Raw genomic sequence first — 19650 nt, 5'->3', positions numbered from 1 at the left:
AATAGTGTATTTAAAAACGAGCCTCGCTAAAAGCTGGGGCTCGTTTTTTATAACTTTTCGATCTCAATCTATCCCTATTGTATATTTAGCAGTATTCAAGAACTTGTCAATCTTAGAAACCGTTGATTCAATGTTCTTAGAGAAAATAGCCATGTGTGCAAAAAAGCCGTGGATCATACCAGGTTCACATGCATATTCAACTTGCACACCAAATTTTTTCAGACGTTCAGCATAAGCCATTCCTTCATCCCGAAGTACATCATTTTCTGCGGTGATTACGATTGCTGGCGGGAGACCACTTAGATCTTCAGCCCCCAAAGGAGAAGCGTATTCATTATACCTGTCCTCATCATTCCTTAAATAATGATTACGGAACCAAACCAGCTGTTCACGATCTAACCCAAATCCTTTCGCAAATGTTTGGTGGGATTCCGTATTAAACTCAAGATTCGTCGCAGGATAAATTAAAACCTGTGCAGTGATGTCAGGGCCTTTTCTGTCTCTCGCCATCATAGTAACTACTGTTGCTAGATTTCCACCCACGCTATCCCCCCCGACTGCCAATCTAGTAACATCTCCGTTAAAAGAGGACCCTTTTTCATAAAACCATTCCAATGCCGCATATGCGTCTTCAACTGGAGTAGGGAACTTATACTCTGGAGCGAGACGATAGTTTACAGATACGACAATACTAGCCGTTCTATTTGCGATCATTCGGCAACTTGCATCCACCACGTCAATGTCTCCTAGAACCCATCCTCCACCATGGTAATAAATAAATATTGGGAAGGGACCTTGCCCCTCCGGTATGTATACCCTACATTTGATTTCTTCATCTTGACTTACCGGTATCATTAAATTTTCTACCTTTGAAACCAGATCTAATTTTACAGCAGGGCGTGGTGCGTTGTAAAGCATATCCCTTACTGCCTTAGGATCCATCGTATGAATAGGTGGCATCTGATTACACGCTTGTAAATATTTTTCTGCTTGCGGATCTAAAATTACCAAGAAACATCATCCTCACTTCAATTTTTTTTAAAACTAACCCGAATATTTCCTAAACCTTTCTTCCTGTCCTGAAACCTTCACATTCACTTCATCATTAAAAAACATACAATGGTGATTTTATTCACCTTATTTCGATGAATAAAATCACCATACAACTTAATATAAGAAAAAATGACGATTTTACTTCTCACCAGCTGTTTATCCCACATTAACTGGCAGTAAGAGCCCGATTAGACGAGCTTTCCATCAACAAGGGATGAAGCCCCACTGATAGAAGCTTCACTTTATCTATTTACAGGTACTCCTCCGATATAAAACTCGAAATCTGGGGCAATTTTTCTACCATTTGGCATCATAAGCCACAATCTTAATAAATGACGTTTGCGGTCATCTTCTTCATAATCTTCAAATACTGTGCGTGAATGCATAACTGTATAATTATTAACGAATTGCATATCCCCTCGTTCCATCATCATATCAATATGCATGTTCTTATCATGAGTAAGGGAATCTAGTAAATCAAATGCTTCGATTTCTAATTTCGTCAAAGAAACATCTGTTTTCGTTTGTGCAGATTCGATATAATTTCGTATCCATCTGCAGCTCAATTTACCATCGTAATAACTAAAGATTGGTGATGAAACTACTGGAGATGAACTTTGTGCTTCTTCCCCGCGAAGATCATGGAAGAATGGACGATAAAGAATTCCAAGATACTCTGGGTACTTCTCAAGAATTTCATTATAAATAGCCATAGAACTTGCGATACTACTTAGACCACCAGATTTTGCTTTGCGAAGACATAGTAAGCCAACTACATCAGCGAGGTCTGTGTGATAAGGAAGGTGTACATTCGTTTGGTAACCACGTACACTTGTATTTTTAAAGTCGAGACCTACGTCTTTGATATGCCCTAAAAGGTCACCTTTTTTACTTTGAATGATTGGAATACCTAGGTAAAGTCCGAGACCCCAATAAATGATGCTTGCTTCTTCATCAGTATAACGTTCCATTGGCAATCCACGAATCAATAGGAACCCTCTACCATTTTCCAGTTCGTCAACAAAGTAAGTGATTTCGTCAGCAAAATCCGAAATTGGGAAATCCTCTTTTCCAAAATCAGGTGCTTTTAATCCCTTATGCTGAACATGTAATACAGCCTTCTCAAGTGCAGCAATCATTTTCTCGGACAAATAATAAATCCATGAATCATCTTTAGCTAGTTCAATACCCTTCCACACTGAACGCCCTTGAATTTTTTCCTTTAAAATGATCGACATAAATAATCCTCCTTTATTAATTTGGTTATTTTCCTACTTAAGATGACTGAATTTTTTTTAGCATTAACAATGAAGAAAAGAGAAGTATCTTAATCGCCCTTTGATCCGAACCTCTCGCTATCTCCCAAAATACCAGTAAAACAACTGAATATTACGAATTTAATTTTTACACTTATAAATTAAATACAATTATAAGTAAGTTGTATTAATATATACCGGCATCCAATCTCACAAACAACCCTTTCAAAAAACTAAGTAATAGATTCATTGACCAAATAATCCATCAACATAGTTATGCTCACCTTACCTCAACTTGATATATTCACTAACTAAGACAATTCTTCGTTGAAGTTACTACTGTACCCTTACTTGCTGTATATCTTTTAAATATTCACTTGCTCCTCTGCTTTATTTTTGTGTTGCTTTGCTTTGCAGGACGTACAACGATCCAAAACAATAACCCGATAACGAACATCCCCAAAGAAGTTACTTGAAATCCATAACGATATCCAATCGCCTCAGTCGCTGCATATTGGATGAAATACCCGAATACGAGTGGAGCAATAATACTTGTTGAGCTTGCAAGAGCAATGAACGTCCCTTGTGCTTTTCCGATGTTTTTGGGAGAAAAAAAATCCATAAATATTGCGGGTGCGAGTGAAAGAATGACATACGCAAAACCTGGAGCAAGGGTGAAGAACAGGATGGACACAGCAGAAGAATTCACAGCATTTTCCAGATATACACAAAGAGCAGATAGCACCATCATGGAACCGGCAAGATTTATTCGTGCTTTACGAATATCCCCAGTTTTGCGATAAATCCGGTCTGATAGCATGGAAAATCCGATTTGGCTGATGGCAGCGAAAAGAAAAGGTAGTGACACGGCTAGTTTTAATGTTTGACCATTCAAATGTTGAACTTTGGTAAAGTATGCCGGAAACCATATTGCTTGAACGGACAATAACCAATAGGCACAACCTCCACATAAAACGGTAAAAACAAAATTTTTAGATAAAAGATGCGGAAGAAACTGACGCCAAGAAACCTTAGAAAGGATTGATGAATGCTGCTCCTCTTGATGAAATGAAGTCAACCCAATTTCTTGTGGACTTTCTTTACCGAAAATGACCCATAAAACTAGCACAATAAGTCCAACAATCCCCATGGCTATAAAAGCAGATCTCCATCCATATTGATCGATTAAGGAGATTAATAATGGTGAAGCAATAGCTGATCCACCTGTCGTTCCTAATAGAACTGCACCAAAGCCTATACCATGTCTGTGTTTCGGAAACCATTTTCCCATTATTGCCGTTGATAGGGCAGGGGCTGGACCCTCGCCTGCTCCCAAGATCATTCTTGTAAAGACTAGTAGAGACAGACTGGAAACAAAAGGTGTGAGAAATTGAATAATCAACCATGTAAGTGACATCCAAGTTAACATTTTTTTCGTGTTTTTGGAATCGGCCATACCACCAAGAATGATAGAGGAAAAGGTAAAGAACCAAAAGAAAGAACTTCCGACCAACCCCCATTGTGAAGGGCTTAAATGTAACTCTTTCATTAGGGGAACGGAAACCAAACCAATAACAATTTTATCAACTTGGTTGATCATACCTGAAGCAACTAGAAATAATAATATAATCCAAGAATATTTTGGAGTGCTCAACGTATAAATCCCCCCCCTATTTTTACCATCAAGGGAAAAACTTTTCCTGCCATCTGAAAAGGCACCCCCATTACATGAATCAATTGGTGTTCTAATGAATCGATTTATATAGGTAAGTCTTTGTGATTTAAACCCAATTACTTTAAGTTTTCTATAATACCGCCAGATGTTTTTCCACGGACTGGAATACCGCCACGACCCGCTTTACCTGTTTTCTCATCAATAAACATCGCGAAATCATGTGCAATTTCTCGGCCATTTGGCATCGTGAGCCATAATCTTAATAAATGGCGTTTGCGTTCCGGTTCTTCATAGTCTTCGTATTGAGTACGTGAGTGAAGAACTGTATAATTATTGACGAATTGCATATCACCTTCTTCCAACATCATATTATAATGCATATTTTCATCATGAAGGGTGGAGTCCAGTATGTCTAAAGCTTCGATTTCAACCTTTGACAAATGGATACCTGTTTTCGCTTGTGCTGATTCTATAAATGTACGGACATATCTACAGCTCAATTTACCATCATAGTAACTAAAAATTGGTGATGTAAATACTGGCGATTCACCTGGCGATTCCTCACCACGACGATCAAAGATGAATGGACGACAGAGAATTCCTAAATACTCTGGGTACTTCTCAAGAATTTCATTATAAACAGCCATTGAACTTATGATACTACTGAAACCCCCAGATTTCCCTTTTCGAAGGCTTAATAGTCCAACGACATCAGATCCATCTGCGTGAAAAGGAAGGTGCAGTTTCGTTTGGTAACCGCGTACATTTGAATTTTCTAAACTCAGACCTTGATCAATGACGTGCCCTAAGAGGTCACCATTTGCGTTTTGCGATACCGGAATGCCCATGTGAAGTCCGAGCCCCCAATAAATAGTGCTCACTTCTTCATCCGTATACCTTTCCATTGGCAATCCACGAATTAATAGAAACCCCCTCCCATTCTCTAATTCTTCCACAAAGTATGCAATTTCGTCAGAGAGATCCGGAATCAGGAAGTCTTCCTTGTTAAAATTAGGTGCTTTTAAACCTTTTTGTTTAACATGAAATAAAGCGTTTTCAAGAGATGCTATTGTTTTCTCAGACAAATAATAAACCCATGAATCATCTTTAGCTAGATCAATACCTTTCCACGCTACTGGTCCTTGAACTTTTTCCTTTAAAATGAGCGACATAAATAATCCTCCTTCAATAATATGGTTAGTTAGTTTCTTACTTAACTTCAATCAATTGTCTTAACTCTCTGCGCAAAACTTTCCCTGTTGAGTTCTTAGGTAACCCTTTAGAAAATTCCACTCGGCTAGGAAGCTTGTACTTAACCAGCTTATCCTGACAAAATCGGATAATGTCATTCATGGTGATTCGTTCATCATTGACTACGACATAAGCTTTTACTTTTTCTTCGTATTCTCCATCTGAAACTCCGATTACGGCCGCCTCTATAACAGCAGGATGTTGATACAGAACTTCCTCCACTTCACGAGGATATACATTGTATCCAACAACAATAATCATGTCCTTCTTACGATCCACGATGTAGATGTATCCTTCTTCATCCATTGTCGCTAGATCATCAGTGTAAAACCATCCATCTATTAAGACCACTGATGTAGCTTCCGGCATCCTCAAGTATCCCTTCATTACGTTTGGCCCTTGAACTACTAATTCTCCGACTTCTCCTCTGGGCAATTCTTTTCCGTCCTCATTGACAATTTTGCTCTTGAGGCCTGGTATATTTAGGCCGATAGAGCCTGGTTTGCGGGTTCCCTTTAAAGGATTAATAGCGACAAGAGGAGCAGTTTCCGAAAGGCCATACCCTTCCAAGATAAAAACGTTATATTTGTTTTCAAATTTTTGTAGCAGCTCGACCGGAATCGATGCACCTCCTGAGATACACAAGCGAATGGATAAAAAATCTTCTGCAGTGGATTCAGGCAATTGCAAGATAAAATTATACATCGTAGGAACTCCAGCAAACACTGTTGCCTTTTTTTCTCGAATGGTACTGATTACATCAAGAGGGCTGAATTTAGGTAGGATCAGGACAGTTGCCCCGCAAGCAATTGGGGCATTCAGACAAATAGTCATACAGAAAACATGGAACATCGGTAGAACAGCTACTACACAATCTTTACCATGAAGCTCAATTAATTCTGAAATGGCGTCTGCATTCGAAGCCAAATTCCGATGTGATAACATCGCACCCTTTGGTTTCCCTGTTGTTCCTGATGTGTATAAAATGACTGCAAGGTCTTCCTGATCAATGAAAGGGCTTAGCCAAACGTTATTGTTTGTTTCCATCAGATGCTCCCATGTACATTCCTGATCCTCGGCATCTGTATAAATGACTAGCATTAGATTTTTCAATTGTTCCTTTACTTCTGATAACTTCGGTTCTACAGATACATGAGCAATAACCGCTTTAACTTGGCTATCGTCTAAAATGTAATTCATTTCCTCTTTCGTATACAAAGGATTCATCGGAACAACAAATGCACCTAATCGTAAAATGCCGTAATACGTAATGAGAAATTCAGGGCTATTTCCTAATAAAAGAGCCACCCCATCTCCCTTCCCAATTCCTCGGGCAGACAAACCAGCAGCCAATTGATCTACCTGCTGATTTAGTTCTCTATAAGTAACACTTTTATCTCTATAGATATAAGCGATACTGTTTGGGAACTTACTTGCACTTCTTTTCAGATTTTCGTCTAAATTATAACTCATTAAATGATTCCCCCCTTTATTCATATGCAAGTGGTTGAATGATAACTTTTAAGAATATTCAAAATATTATTACGTTAAGTATACTTATAAATAATAATTAAATAAAATTAAAGATTTTAATTTGTAAGTAAGTATTACTAATATTCAAAAAGGGATGCAACCCTGATGTTGGGAGCTCTTCAGCATATGTGGGAATAATTAAGAGGAAAACTTCCAAAAACTATTTTATGGTCAAACGTTAAGTATACTTGGAGATTGGTTTCATACTGCAGCTTTATGAACATTCGTCTATAGCTCAACAGAATCTCCATTTACGGATCTCTTATTCAATTATCAATATTTATAACAGGATGGCTTTTAGAAATACTTTCTCCGCAAATAATCGGTATTTCGTTAGCTATATGCTGTATTTTCGTTAGTTTTACATGGCTTTTCTTATTTTATCGCGAGGAACTTAGTGAAGAATCTACTATCACTTAATGGCATGTATATGTACATGCCATTTTTATTTATGTCGAAACTTACAAGAAAAAGGCGATTTATTTCTCTTACGTTCTAATTTTTTAGAACGTACAATAAATTTAGATTATAAGAAAGGAGCTAACATAATGTTTGAGGATCGACTTACCATTTCAGCAGAACAACAAAAATTAATTTCCAATGCAACTCGCATTCAAATTCTTCATCTTTTAAAAGACGAAACACTCACTGCAAAACAAGTATCTACTAAACTAAATAAATCTGCTGGTAGCGTTCACTATCACATCCAAATTTTATTTGACGGAGGCTTACTTGAGTTAGTAGATACAAAGGAAAAACGGGGGATTATTGAAAAGTACTATAAAGCAAAATCTGCTCACTTCTATATTGAAGAAGCGGGCACGGAAGGAACAAATACAGGGAGCCATATTATATCTCATTTATTTTTAACTCCAGAGGAATTACAACAACTCACTTGGGAGATTTCACAAGTTTTATTACGCTGGGAAAGCAAAACCGCTCGTCAATCAGCCTCAGAAGAAGAATACGCTATTTCCTGCCGGATAAAAAAACAATGAAAGAAAGGTCCATATACACATGAAAAATAAACTATTATTATTGTCGGGCACAGGCATTTCTCGTTTAGGTGATTTTATGTACCTCATAGCTCTAAACTTAATGGTGTTAAATAGTACAAACTCTCCCGCTGCTGTAGCAGGCACATGGATTGTCGGTCCAATTGCCACCGTTGTTACAAAAATATGGTCTGGTAGTATTGTAGATCGATTAAATAAACGGTCAATTATGCTCATCACAGATATTATTCGAGCAGTTCTCATCGGCTGTATTCCACTATTTGACTCTATTTGGGCAATTTATATTTTTATCTTTTTGACTCGCATTGCTACATCATTTTTCGATCCAGCTTCATTCACTTATAAAACACTGCTCATACCAGCTGAAGAACGTGCTCAATTTAATGCTTGGAATAGCCTATGTACAAATGGGGCTTTTATTATCGGTCCGGCTCTTGCTGGAATACTTCTCACTACATACTCGGCAGCTTTTGTTATTTACTGCAACTCAATTTCATTTCTACTTTCTACCATTCTCATTTACTTCTTGCCAAACATCACATTACAAACAAAGCAAAACGAAGAGGTTGCAAATACTTTCGTACAAACGTTACGAAGTGATTGGAAACAAGTTTTTTCATTCGCACGAACTGAAACTTATATTATTCTCGTATTCGTTTTATTTCAAGCTACGATGCTTGTCTCTATGGCACTTGATTCACAAGAAGTTGTTTTTACACGACAAGTACTGTTTTTATCAGATGTAGAATATAGCATGCTTGTTAGTATAACCGGAGCAGCTTACGTTTGTGGTTCATTTCTTGTCTCTCTCTTTGCAAAACGATTACCGATTCAATATTGTATCGGTTTAGGTATGATTTTCACAGCAATAGGCTATGTGATTTTCGCCTTTTCAAATTCATTTACGGTCGCAACAAGTGGTTTCATTTTACTTGGGATCGCTTCATCATTTGCTGGTACTGGATTTATAACATTTTATCAAAATAACATCCCAGTACATATGATAGGACGTATCGATAGCGTATTTGATTCAATAAAAAATTTCATCCAAATCTTTTTCATTTTAGCAATTGGAGCATCCGCACAATTTATTTCAATTCAAATTGCTGTAATAAGCAGTTCATTATTAATTTTTGCTCTTTCCTGCTTATTAGCAATCCGGGTAATGACTCCTTCACGAGAAAAATATTTTAAAATTACAGAATCTTCACTAGAATGCTAATTAAACGTAAAAAGCGGCTATTATGCCGCTTTTTCACAATAAATATTTTATAAAGTAAAGACCTGAACTTACTATCACGAATATATTAAAGAATAATAAAAATCCTTTTTCGAAATCTCTATACTTTTCTACTTTTACTCCACGTTTTTTTAACTCCATAATAACCATTGCAATTTCATGTGCATACGCAATACTTCCAAATTGTATATAATTGTTATTATATTTAATCTCAAAGACGTTTTTCATTTTTTTATGTTGCGAAATGGATTGTATATCTTCTATTGGCATGCTATGTTCATTTGTTTTTTTAAAATAACAATCTAACCCTTTCATTATCACTCTTTTATTTGTTAAAACGATATAATAATAAAAAGTAGCTCCTACGTAATATATATTTGGTATGACTTTATTATTTACCATACATCCTTCGTCTACTAGCAGTTCCTTCTCAATTTCTTCACCAGTTTGTAATTCGTTGCGAATTGATTCTTCCAACATTTGTAAGGTTAATTTTTTTAGTAGCTCTCCATTTCTCACATAATACTTATCTATATTTATAGACTCATTCGCTTCTTTCTCTAAACGTGTAATTTCTTCTTCTGAATATTGGAGCTCATTTAACATCGATAATAATCTTTTATCCATATTACACACTCCCTTTCCACAGTTTTTGAAGTTTTTTCTTCCCACGAGAAATTCGATTGTATATATAATCCACCGTTACTTTTAATTCTTTTGCAATATCGTCAATGGAATATCCATCAATATACCTCTTTAAAAAGATATATCGATCCTTCTTATTTAAATCTTGGACTATTTCCATAATCTCTTCTTCTTGTTCTATTTCATACCTATCATGGATACCTTTATCTATTTCTAAGTCTTTATCCATTTTGTTCTCTTTATGTACTTTCTTTTTATATTCCAAAGCCTTTAATTTAGTAATACCAATCATCCAAGATTTTAAGTTTCCCTTTCCTATATCAAATTGGTCAATATTAAACCAAATGACAGTAAATACATCGTTATAACAATCATCCACATATTGTTTCTCAATAGGGGTACTTAATGATTTATGAATAATGTACAAAATTAATTTTCCATATTGATCAATCACTTCTTTCAAAGCATCTTGATCACGTTTTTTCATAGCTATAATTAAATCCTCTTCAGAATTGAAAATCATAAGCATCTTCCTTCCTCAGTTCCCCTTTAGCAGCTGCTTTTACTTACTATTGGAAATTTATTCTCATTTTCTATCACTTTTGTAAAAATTTATTAATTTTTATTTTCACTTTATATAATAACAAATAAAAAACCGAAGTTGAGAAAGCGGGTCCCACTTTCTTAGCTTCGGTTTTGCAAGTGATGTTATAACTTAAACTAACGTCTCACCACATACTGTTTTTATATTTTTAAAGTATTGAAGATTTTCATTAATTTCACCTTCATCAAACAAATTGAGCTGTTTCATAATTTCAATTGCAAATTCAACGTACGCGGATCCTATTGCTGTAATAATTTTCTCATCCACAGTTACATCTTCTTCTTGTTTATATTCCCATTTATGGAGATGTGCTAAATGTTCTACCTCTGGTGTTAATGATGTTGAGAATTTTTTCTTATTAAGCACTCCAGCTGCATGCAGTAGAGATGTCCCCGCACAAATTCCTGCTATCCATTTATTTTGCTTATGTAATTCGTTCACAATAGATAAAAGTTGTTCATTTTCTAAATGGTGAAAAATATGCCCTCCAGGTACAATAAACACTTCATAATCTACTGTTTCAATATGATCTATAGAGACGTGTGGCTGACACTGAAATCCACCTTCTCCTGTAACTGTTTTCCCGTCTACAGTTACTGTTATTACTTCAAATCCTTTACTTTTTAAACATAAACTCGCTATATTTACTTCAAATTCTGCAAATCCATCAAATAAAAACATCAATGCCTTTTTCATGTTATCTCTCCCCCATCTTTATACTTATTCGAAGGTGATTACATTTCTCCTCCCAAAAAGGCAAACCTGAAATATAGGTTTGCCTTTCACTTATTTCTTATTTAGTCCTCTTTCATTTAAAAACTCTTTCATATGCATTCTCTTCTCTTTGGACATAAATGTGCTCATTGATTCTGTCCATGTTACGTTTTTTTGATTTGACGATCTTTCTTTGTAATACGCGCTCATCGTTTCATCGTATTCGTTTAACAATTCATCATATTTCTTTTCATCATATCCATTTTCATGAAGAATGGCGGCTACTGGTAACCGCGGCTTAACTCCATGATCTTCATCTGGTACGCCGACTGTCATTCCGAATACAGGATATACTTTATCCGGTAAATGAAGCAATTTACTCACTTCTCTCGGATTATTACGAATTCCTCCAATATAACAAATACCGTATCCTAAAGATTCGGCTGCAAGTGCTAAGTTTTGTGCAAAAAGTGAAGCATCTACTGTCGCAACGATAAAGTCTTCCACCCCTTCATGTTTTATCTCTGTACCATGTTTTTCACATGCAACTTCTAAACGTTTTAAATCCGCACAACAAACAAAGAATGCTGCGCAGTTTTTCACGTGACGATTTCCAGATAGCTCTGCTAGTTTAGCTTTTAATGCCTCATCTGTTACATATATAACAGAATACGCCTGCACAAAATGTGAGGAAGCCGCATGCTGAGCAGCTTGCACCATTCTTTCCACTACATCTTTTGAAATTGGTTCTTCTTTATATTTACGAACTGAAACGTGTTGCTCCATTTTATGTATCATCTCATTCATGAAAATCACTCCTTTTTTCTCTTCATAATGAAAAATTAACATATCTTTTTCATTATTCACAACTTATAAACATAAAAAGAGCAATTCTTTTTGAATTGCTCTTTTTTAAATGTCTATTAATACGGTATATGAAATTATATAAACGATTTGACAAGAAATATCGACTTACCGACAAATAACGGCTGGCTCACGTAATATGATTTCCTGTTATACAATTTTTGTTACGCCGTTTTCAAAACTTTAATACCTTTTACGATATTCCAAATGAAATAGTAGATTCCTACAAGAATGAACACTGCATATGTGATAGCCATTCCAATTCCAGCGCCATCAGATTGATTGAAGCTTAAACCGTATACTCCTGACACTGCTAATCCGCCAAATAAGATTGCGTACGGGAAAATATGTGACCAAAATGCTTTTTTTGCGTGATATTTCACTTCATCTTCCGCAACGAAGTATACGATAATTGGTAGTAAAAATGGTGCGAAAAAGATACTAAAGTAACATAACGAAGATAAAATATTATTTCCTTTCATACGATTCACCTCTAAAGTTTTTTGTTACCTTCATTATGTCAGGAAACCATTCCAGAAACTATCGCTTTACCTTTCATAAACATGACACATTTGTAAGATTTACATCCTAAAAACTCCCACCTAATTTTAGGTGAGAGCCCTATTGACTATATTCGATTCATAAACCAATATTGTGTAATTGCTAAATATTCTCGGACGTTCGATTGAATAATAATTGGCTTCGGTGTTTTTGCCGAGAGACCTTCTAGTTTTAGCCCTTGTTTTTCTGCAATCTTTTTCGCTCGGAACATATGAAAATCATTCGTTACAATCATCCCTTGTTTCATATGTTTTGGAATAAGGGGTTTTGAGAATTTAATATTTTCATCTGTACTCGTCGAGCGATCTTCCATTATAATTCGATCTTCTGAAATATTTTGTTTCATTAATCCTTGTTTCATTGCTAATGCTTCTGAAATATCCTCGCCTTTTCCTTGCCCTCCAGATACGATAGCAATTGTTTTCTCATGTGATTTTAAATACTCAGCTGCTTTATCAATACGATATTGCAATGAGTAAGATGGTTTCGTCCCATTTACTTTCGAGCCTAGTACAATTATGTAATCCGCATCGTCAATTGCATTCATATGCCCATGCTTATAAATGTTATATTGTAAAAAAACCGCATACACGGCGCAAATCATTATAACAACTAAAATGTACTTAATTATTTTCTTCTTTCTCATATTCATATACTCCTATTTCCTTTACTTCCTTCATGATAATATCCATTTATTTGTTTGTATACAGACAAATTCCAATTAACCCTAATTTATCCTTCAAAAGGTAATATTTATATTACTTCTCGGGAATAGTAAGTACAACTTCGCACGAAGGAGTGTCCCTATTGCTTCTCTTTTTATTTAATGTATCGTTCTTTTTCATCTTATTTTTACTATCCCTTAAGCTGCTTGGTAAATCTGCATTAGCACAACTAACTCCTCATGATTTTGGGGCTATTATCTTTTTATCTTATTTAGCTTTTCAAGCCATACCAGTCGCTGGTGCTTTGCAAGCCTTTTTCGGTATGGTCGTTATTACTGGTTTGCATTTACTTCTTACAAAATTAAGCTTACTAAACAAACTAAATCGTTTCATTCTTGGACACCCCATTATTTTAATTAAACATGGTGATATTATCTTTGATAACTTACAAAAAAGTAGATACCCAATCGCTGAATTACTCTCTAATCTTCGTGTCGCCGGATATCCAAGTGTTCATGAAATTGAATACGCTATTTTAGAAACGAATGGAGCCATTAGTATTTTACCAAAGCGAGAACTTGTACCATTGACTCCAAAAGATATGAATATAGATGTTAAGTATGCTGGATTACCAATCGCCCTTATCGTCGATTCACAAATTCAATACGATAACTTAAAGTTAATTCATAAAGACGAAAAATGGTTATATAAAGAGTTAAAAGAAAAAGGCATCACAAATATTAAAAACGTTGCTTTTGCGTCTGTTCAAGAAACGGATGGATCTTTTGCGATTAGTTTAAAAGAATGAAAAAATCCCCTTACTTGTTCAAGGGGATTTTCTTCACTATATTGCTTCTTTCTTTCCTGCCAAGTTTAATGGAACAGGATGTTTCATACGATTCATCGTAAATACAATGATTGCTGTCAATATTTCCGCTACTGGCATAACGAGCCAAATTCCATTTACACCAAATAATTTCGGCATAATCCATAACAATGGAATAATAAATAGTAAACCACGGCTCAAAATAATAAGAACTGATTTTGTCGTTTGTCGCACTGATTGGAAATACTCTCCATACACAATGTTATAGCCTAAAAATACATATTGGATAAAGAATAAACTAATACCTGTTAACGTTAACTCCAATAGTTCTGGGGATTGAACATCAAACAAACCAATTATATATTTCCCGAAGAATAAACCGACAACAATTGCTACGCCTCCGAGTACAACTGCAATTTTTACAGCTAACCGTAATCCTTCACGCAGTCTTTCTGGTAAATTTGCACCATAATGGAAACTAGCAATAGGTTGTAATGCTGCTCCAACACCGAAGAATAATAGTAATGTCATTGCATGAATACTATTGACCATCGCATAAGAAGCGACACCTACTTCTCCTGCATATTGAACAAAAGCGATATTAAAACCAACCGTTACAATCGCTACTGTAATCTCAGTTGTAAAACTTGGGAAACCAATCACCATAATTTGTTTAACCGTATCCCATTCAAAATGGAATTTCGTCCACTTTAAAACACTATTTTTTCTAAAGAAGTGAGTTAATAACACTAGGAAACCAATTGCTGCTGAAAGAATAGTTGCTGAAGCAGCACCTGTTACGCCCCATCCAAAGATGAAAATAAAGATATAGTCAAAGATAATGTTCAATACAGCTGTTACGACAAGACCTGCCATTGCTAAATTAGGATTTCCATCGTTACGTATAAATGTACTTAAAATATTTTCTAAAACATATATCATTCCAAATGTTAATAACACGTGTAAATAATCTAACGCATATGGTAAAATCACTTCATTTGCACCGAACAGATATGCTAAATCTTCTATTCTCCATAAGCAAATAACCGCTAAAACACCTACGATAATAACTGCCACTGTCATAGATTGAGTAAAAATAGATCTTGCTCTTTCTAATTTATTTTCACCTAGTGCAATGGAATATAGCGTTGCTCCGCCCATTCCAATCCATAATGAAATGGAGAAGAAAATTGAAAACGCTGGAACAGCCACGTTTACTCCTGCTAAACCGTTCGCTCCAACTCCTCTACTAATCATGACCGCATCAATCATAATATTCACTGACATTAATACCATCCCAAGAACTGCTGGTATTAAATACGAAATAAATAAACTTTTTATCGGTTTCTCTCTTAACTTTTCTGTTGTTTCCATCATGTAAATGCTCCTTTTTCAATGCTCTATTCACAGTTTAAACCTTCAAGTTACTTGAAGGTCAATAGAGAATCGAAAAATATATAAGCCTATTTGTTATTTATTTTTTTAACAACAGGTATTTGAATTTCCGTTACTTGCTCCTCCGGATTTTCTGTTACAGACCAATCAATTAATGCAAGCTCAAGCGCATCTCCGCATACTTCGTATCCTTCGTTATCAATGTGCTTTAATAATTCCGTATACGTTGCGTCTGTTTCTTCATATGGTCCATGGTGATAAGAACAAGCAAATATCCCTTCTTTTATTTCATCTGAAGTATGCACTTGAAAAGGCATATAATCCAATAAAATAAACACACTATTATATGCTTGAAACTCATTTTGAAGTAACGCTTTTTTGGAAACTGTTACACCGATATCTCCTGAAAATAAACTATTATCAATTTGCTTCATATTTTTTTGCAGCGAATGGATATAATATTCAAACATATCATCCGTTGTATTTGGTGCAACTGCAATCGCTGTTATTTTTCGCTTCGGTATTTTTTTATAAATAATTTGATTCGCTTCTGATTTCGTCGCTTTTTTCATTAAATGGATTTTATGTTGCATTTTTGCCAAAGCATACTCGATTTCTCTTTGCTTTTTCAGCATCATTTCTTGTTGTTTTTCAAGTAAATTCAGCGCATAAGACGGATTTCGTTCATCAATATATTTCTTTATTTCCTTTAATGGGATATTCAATTGGCGTAAAAATTTAATCGTGTCTAATAGTGAAAACTGATCAATTGTATAATAGCGATAATTCGTTTGCGGGTCCACAATGGACGGATGAAAAATTCCTTTTTCATCATAATAGCGTAATGTAGATTCCGCTATATTATGCATTTTTGCCATTTCTCCAATTGTAAAACGTTTATTTAATAACATATGCCCTTCTCCAATTCATTAAAAATGTAGCCTTATTTCTTCTTATTATATAGTGATTCCCTCCATCCCTAAATCGAATCCTATCATGAAAATCTGCTATTTTTTCATTGATTTTTAGTAAATTTTATTATATATTAATTACAGGTTCAAATTACGAGTTCAAAAGAACTTGTAATAAGACCCTTTGTTTAATGGGTTTTTACATATTTTCATTAGGCAAATTCCGAGAAATCGTATGATAAAACTAAAAATGATGAGGAGAGGATCAGATGGAATTCGAATTTTTCTTTCAAATTGCACTAATTCTATTAAGTACAAAGCTTGCTGGCGACCTTAGTGTAAGATTAGGTCAACCTTCTGTACTGGGTAAATTAATTGTCGGTATCGTTATCGGTCCAGCTATATTAGGTTGGATTGAGAATTCAGAACTTCTAACGCAATTAAGTAATGTCGGGGTTATTCTTTTAATGTTTATGGCTGGACTAGAAACAGACTTAAAAGAGTTAAATGAAAACCGTAATTCGTCTTTAGCAGTCGCAATTGGAGGTATCGTTCTTCCATTCGTAGGTGGTTACGTTGCCGGTCTTGTTATGGGCATGGAACAAGGGAACGCTGTCTTTTTAGGATTACTTCTTTGTGCGACAAGTGTTAGTATTTCTGTACAAACACTTCGTGATTTAGGTAAGATGAAAACACGTGAAAGTACGACGATGCTTGGAGCAGCTGTATTTGATGACATTCTTGTTGTTATTTTATTAGCATTTGCAATGAGCTTCTTAGGTACAGATGATGTTAACTTAACAATGGTTATCTTGAAGAAAGTAGTATTCTTTGCTTCTATTATTTTAATCGGTTGGAAAGGTGTTCCAGCGATTATGCGTTGGTTATCACCACTACGCGTATCGGAGTCTATCGTTAGCGCAGCACTTATCATCTGTTTCTCATTCGCATATTTCGGCGAACTATTAGGAATTGCTGGTATTATCGGTGCTTTCGCAGCTGGTATCGCTATTTCTCAAACGAACTACAAACATGAAGTAGAAAAGAAAGTAGAACCAATCGCTTACGCTATGTTCGTACCAGTATTCTTCGTTAGCATCGGTATGAATATTACATTTGACGGTATTGGTGATCAAATTTGGTTCATTTTAGCATTAACAGTAATCGCTGTATTCACAAAACTAATCGGTTGTGGATTCGGTGCACGAATGACTGGATTTGATGCAAAGTCTTCTGCAATTATCGGTGCTGGTATGGTTTCTCGTGGTGAAGTTGCACTTATCATCGCAGGAACAGGACTTTCTTCTGGCCTATTAGCACAAGATTACTTTACAGCAATTGTTATTGTCGTTATTTTAACTACGATGATTACACCACCAATGTTAAAATACACTTTTGGTGCAAAAGATAAAGCAATGAAAGCAAGTAAATAATTTTAATATAATAAAAAGAGATTGCTATCTTATAAGATAGCAATCTCTTTTTCATGTTCTCTTTAAACAATTCCATGCGTTTTCAACCATTTTTCAAAAATAGTTCGTGCTTCTTCATCCTCGATATCATCATGAAATGAATAGACTTTAATGCCGTAATCATCTATATATTCACCTAGCTTCATTTCACTTACTTTCTCATAAAGTGAAACTTTAATCAGTGGGGGTTTTATTCATCCCCACTGATTATTAGCCCTCACCAATCGGGCGTTTACGGGCAGCCCGACTCCCACCTAACTTCTTTGCTCCAGGCGAATTTTGAGGTGGGAGTTTTACTGCCCACAAATAGCAGGATAAAAACTCCCTGCTTCATATTCTGGAATATATGCATCCCAAACTGCCTCATTTATTCTTTTGTACGCTGTCACTTCTAAATCATATCCATCTTCATAATAACCGATGTGATAATGTTTGTTAGGATCATATTTATCCATTAAAAGCCCCTCCTAATAAACAAAAGCGAGCCTTATCTTTCAGCTCTCTCCTCTCATTTCATTTACTAAATACGTTCCATTGCCGTCTTCAACGTTCCAACAATGAAAGCAATTTCTTCACTTGAAATAACAAGCGGTGGTGCTAATGTTAAAACGTTATTATACCCCGCTGTTGTCATACCGTTACGCCCAATAATAAGTCCTTTTTCTTTACAAGCATTTACAACACTTGCAATTTTGTCGTTATCAATTGGTTCTTTCGTCGCTTTATCATTTACTAGTTCGATTCCAACTAATAACCCTTTCCCTCTAATATTACCAACAAGCGGATGTTCCCCAATTTCTTCTTTTAATTGATTTAATAAAAGTGAACCCATTTGTGCAGAGCGCTCAATTAAATTTTCATTTTCCATAATCTCTAAGTTTTTAAGCGCTAATGCACAAGCCGCTGGATTTCCACCAAATGTATTAATATGGCGGAAGAATTCATATTCTCCTGTTCCTTTAAATGCCTCATAAATTTCTTTTTTTACAGCTGTTGCTGATAATGGTAAGTATGCGCTCGTAATACCTTTTGCCATCGTAACGATATCAGGCTTAACGTCATAGTTCATAAACCCAAATGCTTTTCCTGTACGCCCGAAACCACAAATAACTTCATCACTTATAAGTAGTGCTCCGTGTTTTTGACATGTTTCGTGAATTGCTTTCATATAGTCTTGTGGTGGCATTAAAATACCTCCGCCTGTAATAATTGGCTCCATTATAAATGCTGCTATTGTTTCGCTTAATTCCCACGTCATAACACGATCTACTTCTTTCACACACTCTACATCATAAATATTTTGTGATTCCATTTCTGGCATACGGTAACAATCTGGAGGCGTTACGTGTAAAAAACCTGAAGCAAATGGCTCATATTGATATCTACGTTGTGCTTGGCCAGTTGCCGCCATCGTTGCCATTGTATTTCCGTGATAACCACGATAACGTGACATAAATTTGTAACGATGCGGTTCACCTTTTTGAGCATAATATTGTCTTGCTATTTTAAAAGCTGTTTCATTCGCTTCTGATCCACTATTAGAGAAGAATATAACATACTCTCCACCAAGCCACTCGTTTAACTTTTCAGCGAGCTTTATAGCTGGCTCATGTGATTGTGACATCGGAAAGTATGATAATGTTTGCAATTGCTTATAAGCTGCCTCCGCGAGCTCTTTTCTTCCGTATCCACTATTCACACACCAAAGACCACTCATACCGTCTAAATATCTTTTTCCTTGTATATCTTCAACCCAGCATCCTTCTGCTTTTGCCCCTACCATTGTACTACTCGGGCTAAAAGGACGCATTCCGTGCCAGACATATTGCTCATCTTTTGCTAATAATTCATCGGTTTGTTTTGCCTTCATCATTTCTTCCACCTTCCATAACAACTTATTTTTCACAAAGCTGTGCTGGTGCCATGATGAGTTAAATTTCTCCCTGCCTATTTCATTCCACAAAAACAT

General features: G+C 35.6%; 18 protein-coding genes and 3 pseudogenes. 5 read left to right on the top strand and 16 right to left on the bottom strand.

The genetic code is table 11. The features are described from left to right. Positions 1–63: 63 nt before the first annotated feature. From MR071_RS04860 to MR071_RS04840, 5 genes are all read right to left on the bottom strand, one after another. Complete coding sequence (locus MR071_RS04860) at positions 64–855, bottom strand: alpha/beta hydrolase (protein ID WP_242235357.1); 792 nt, start codon at positions 853–855, stop codon at positions 64–66. 440 nt (positions 856–1295) lie between these two features. Then, complete coding sequence (locus MR071_RS04855; RefSeq protein ID WP_105583935.1) at positions 1296–2291, bottom strand: TauD/TfdA family dioxygenase; 996 nt, start codon at positions 2289–2291, stop codon at positions 1296–1298. Positions 2292–2682: 391 nt separating this feature from the next. After that, positions 2683–3963, bottom strand: a complete 1281-nt coding sequence (locus tag MR071_RS04850; RefSeq protein WP_242235247.1) for an MFS transporter — start codon at positions 3961–3963, stop codon at positions 2683–2685. Positions 3964–4100: 137 nt separating this feature from the next. Continuing rightward, positions 4101–5156: a TauD/TfdA family dioxygenase gene (locus MR071_RS04845; protein WP_105583936.1), complete on the bottom strand. Its 1056-nt coding sequence runs from the start codon at positions 5154–5156 to the stop codon at positions 4101–4103. A gap of 37 nt (positions 5157–5193) precedes the next feature. Next, complete coding sequence (locus MR071_RS04840; RefSeq protein ID WP_242235245.1) at positions 5194–6708, bottom strand: long-chain-fatty-acid--CoA ligase; 1515 nt, start codon at positions 6706–6708, stop codon at positions 5194–5196. A 306-nt stretch (positions 6709–7014) separates the two neighbouring features. Here MR071_RS04840 and MR071_RS04835 point away from each other — a divergent pair. The 3 genes and pseudogenes from MR071_RS04835 to MR071_RS04825 form a co-directional block, all read left to right on the top strand. Next, a pseudogene (locus MR071_RS04835) lies at positions 7015–7188 on the top strand (MFS transporter); the annotation flags it as partial. A gap of 128 nt (positions 7189–7316) precedes the next feature. Further along, positions 7317–7766, top strand: coding sequence for an ArsR/SmtB family transcription factor (locus tag MR071_RS04830; protein WP_105583938.1), 450 nt, complete (start codon positions 7317–7319; stop codon positions 7764–7766). Positions 7767–7785: 19 nt separating this feature from the next. After that, positions 7786–9006, top strand: coding sequence for an MFS transporter (locus tag MR071_RS04825; protein ID WP_242235243.1), 1221 nt, complete (start codon positions 7786–7788; stop codon positions 9004–9006). 33 nt (positions 9007–9039) lie between these two features. On the opposite strand, the gene MR071_RS04820 is transcribed toward MR071_RS04825, so the two are convergent. The 6 genes from MR071_RS04820 to MR071_RS04795 all read right to left on the bottom strand — a co-directional run bounded on the left by MR071_RS04820 (position 9040) and on the right by MR071_RS04795 (position 13058). Further along, on the bottom strand, positions 9040–9651 hold the full coding sequence (locus MR071_RS04820; protein ID WP_242235242.1) for a PH domain-containing protein: 612 nt from the start codon (positions 9649–9651) through the stop codon (positions 9040–9042). A 1-nt stretch (position 9652) separates the two neighbouring features. Continuing rightward, the gene (locus tag MR071_RS04815; RefSeq protein WP_242235240.1) at positions 9653–10198 is read right to left on the bottom strand and encodes a sigma-70 family RNA polymerase sigma factor; all 546 of its coding nucleotides are present in this window, start codon (positions 10196–10198) and stop codon (positions 9653–9655) included. Between the two features lie 186 nt (positions 10199–10384). Further along, the gene (locus MR071_RS04810) at positions 10385–10969 is read right to left on the bottom strand and encodes a DJ-1/PfpI family protein (protein ID WP_105583941.1); all 585 of its coding nucleotides are present in this window, start codon (positions 10967–10969) and stop codon (positions 10385–10387) included. 90 nt (positions 10970–11059) lie between these two features. Beyond that, positions 11060–11794: an oxygen-insensitive NADPH nitroreductase gene (gene nfsA, locus MR071_RS04805; protein ID WP_242235238.1), complete on the bottom strand. Its 735-nt coding sequence runs from the start codon at positions 11792–11794 to the stop codon at positions 11060–11062. Positions 11795–12015: 221 nt separating this feature from the next. Next, complete coding sequence (locus MR071_RS04800) at positions 12016–12333, bottom strand: magnetosome magnetite crystal formation protein family (protein ID WP_105583943.1); 318 nt, start codon at positions 12331–12333, stop codon at positions 12016–12018. A 146-nt stretch (positions 12334–12479) separates the two neighbouring features. Beyond that, positions 12480–13058 (bottom strand): YdcF family protein, encoded by a 579-nt coding sequence (locus MR071_RS04795; protein ID WP_142395715.1) that lies wholly within the window; start codon positions 13056–13058, stop codon positions 12480–12482. A gap of 161 nt (positions 13059–13219) precedes the next feature. On the opposite strand from MR071_RS04795, the gene MR071_RS04790 reads away from it, so the two are divergent. Then, positions 13220–13885, top strand: a complete 666-nt coding sequence (locus tag MR071_RS04790) for a DUF421 domain-containing protein (RefSeq protein WP_242235236.1) — start codon at positions 13220–13222, stop codon at positions 13883–13885. 36 nt (positions 13886–13921) lie between these two features. Here MR071_RS04790 and MR071_RS04785 read toward each other — a convergent pair whose 3' ends face one another. Together MR071_RS04785 and MR071_RS04780 are read right to left on the bottom strand one after the other, a co-directional pair. Then, a complete protein-coding gene (locus tag MR071_RS04785; protein ID WP_105584311.1) occupies positions 13922–15277 on the bottom strand; it encodes an MATE family efflux transporter in 1356 nt (451 codons plus the stop codon). 89 nt (positions 15278–15366) lie between these two features. Then, a complete protein-coding gene (locus MR071_RS04780; RefSeq protein ID WP_105583946.1) occupies positions 15367–16209 on the bottom strand; it encodes a MerR family transcriptional regulator in 843 nt (280 codons plus the stop codon). 269 nt (positions 16210–16478) lie between these two features. Here MR071_RS04780 and MR071_RS04775 point away from each other — a divergent pair, with 269 nt between their 5' ends. Next, a complete protein-coding gene (locus MR071_RS04775) occupies positions 16479–17642 on the top strand; it encodes a cation:proton antiporter (RefSeq protein ID WP_105583947.1) in 1164 nt (387 codons plus the stop codon). A 62-nt stretch (positions 17643–17704) separates the two neighbouring features. On the opposite strand, the pseudogene MR071_RS04770 reads toward MR071_RS04775, so the two are convergent. The 3 genes and pseudogenes from MR071_RS04770 to MR071_RS04760 all read right to left on the bottom strand — a co-directional run. After that, positions 17705–17845: pseudogene (locus tag MR071_RS04770) on the bottom strand (DUF3986 family protein); the annotation flags it as partial. A gap of 141 nt (positions 17846–17986) precedes the next feature. After that, a pseudogene (locus MR071_RS04765) lies at positions 17987–18136 on the bottom strand (DUF3986 family protein); the annotation flags it as partial. Between the two features lie 65 nt (positions 18137–18201). Continuing rightward, the gene (locus MR071_RS04760) at positions 18202–19551 is read right to left on the bottom strand and encodes an aspartate aminotransferase family protein (RefSeq protein WP_242235235.1); all 1350 of its coding nucleotides are present in this window, start codon (positions 19549–19551) and stop codon (positions 18202–18204) included. Between the last annotated feature and the right edge of the window lie 99 nt (positions 19552–19650).

It is taken from the genome of Bacillus cereus group sp. BfR-BA-01316 (assembly GCF_022664195.1).
Taxonomy (GTDB): Bacteria; Bacillota; Bacilli; order Bacillales; family Bacillaceae_G; genus Bacillus_A.
The sequence above is the reverse complement of the archived record's forward strand: the minus strand, read 5'-3'. Positions and strand labels throughout refer to the sequence as shown.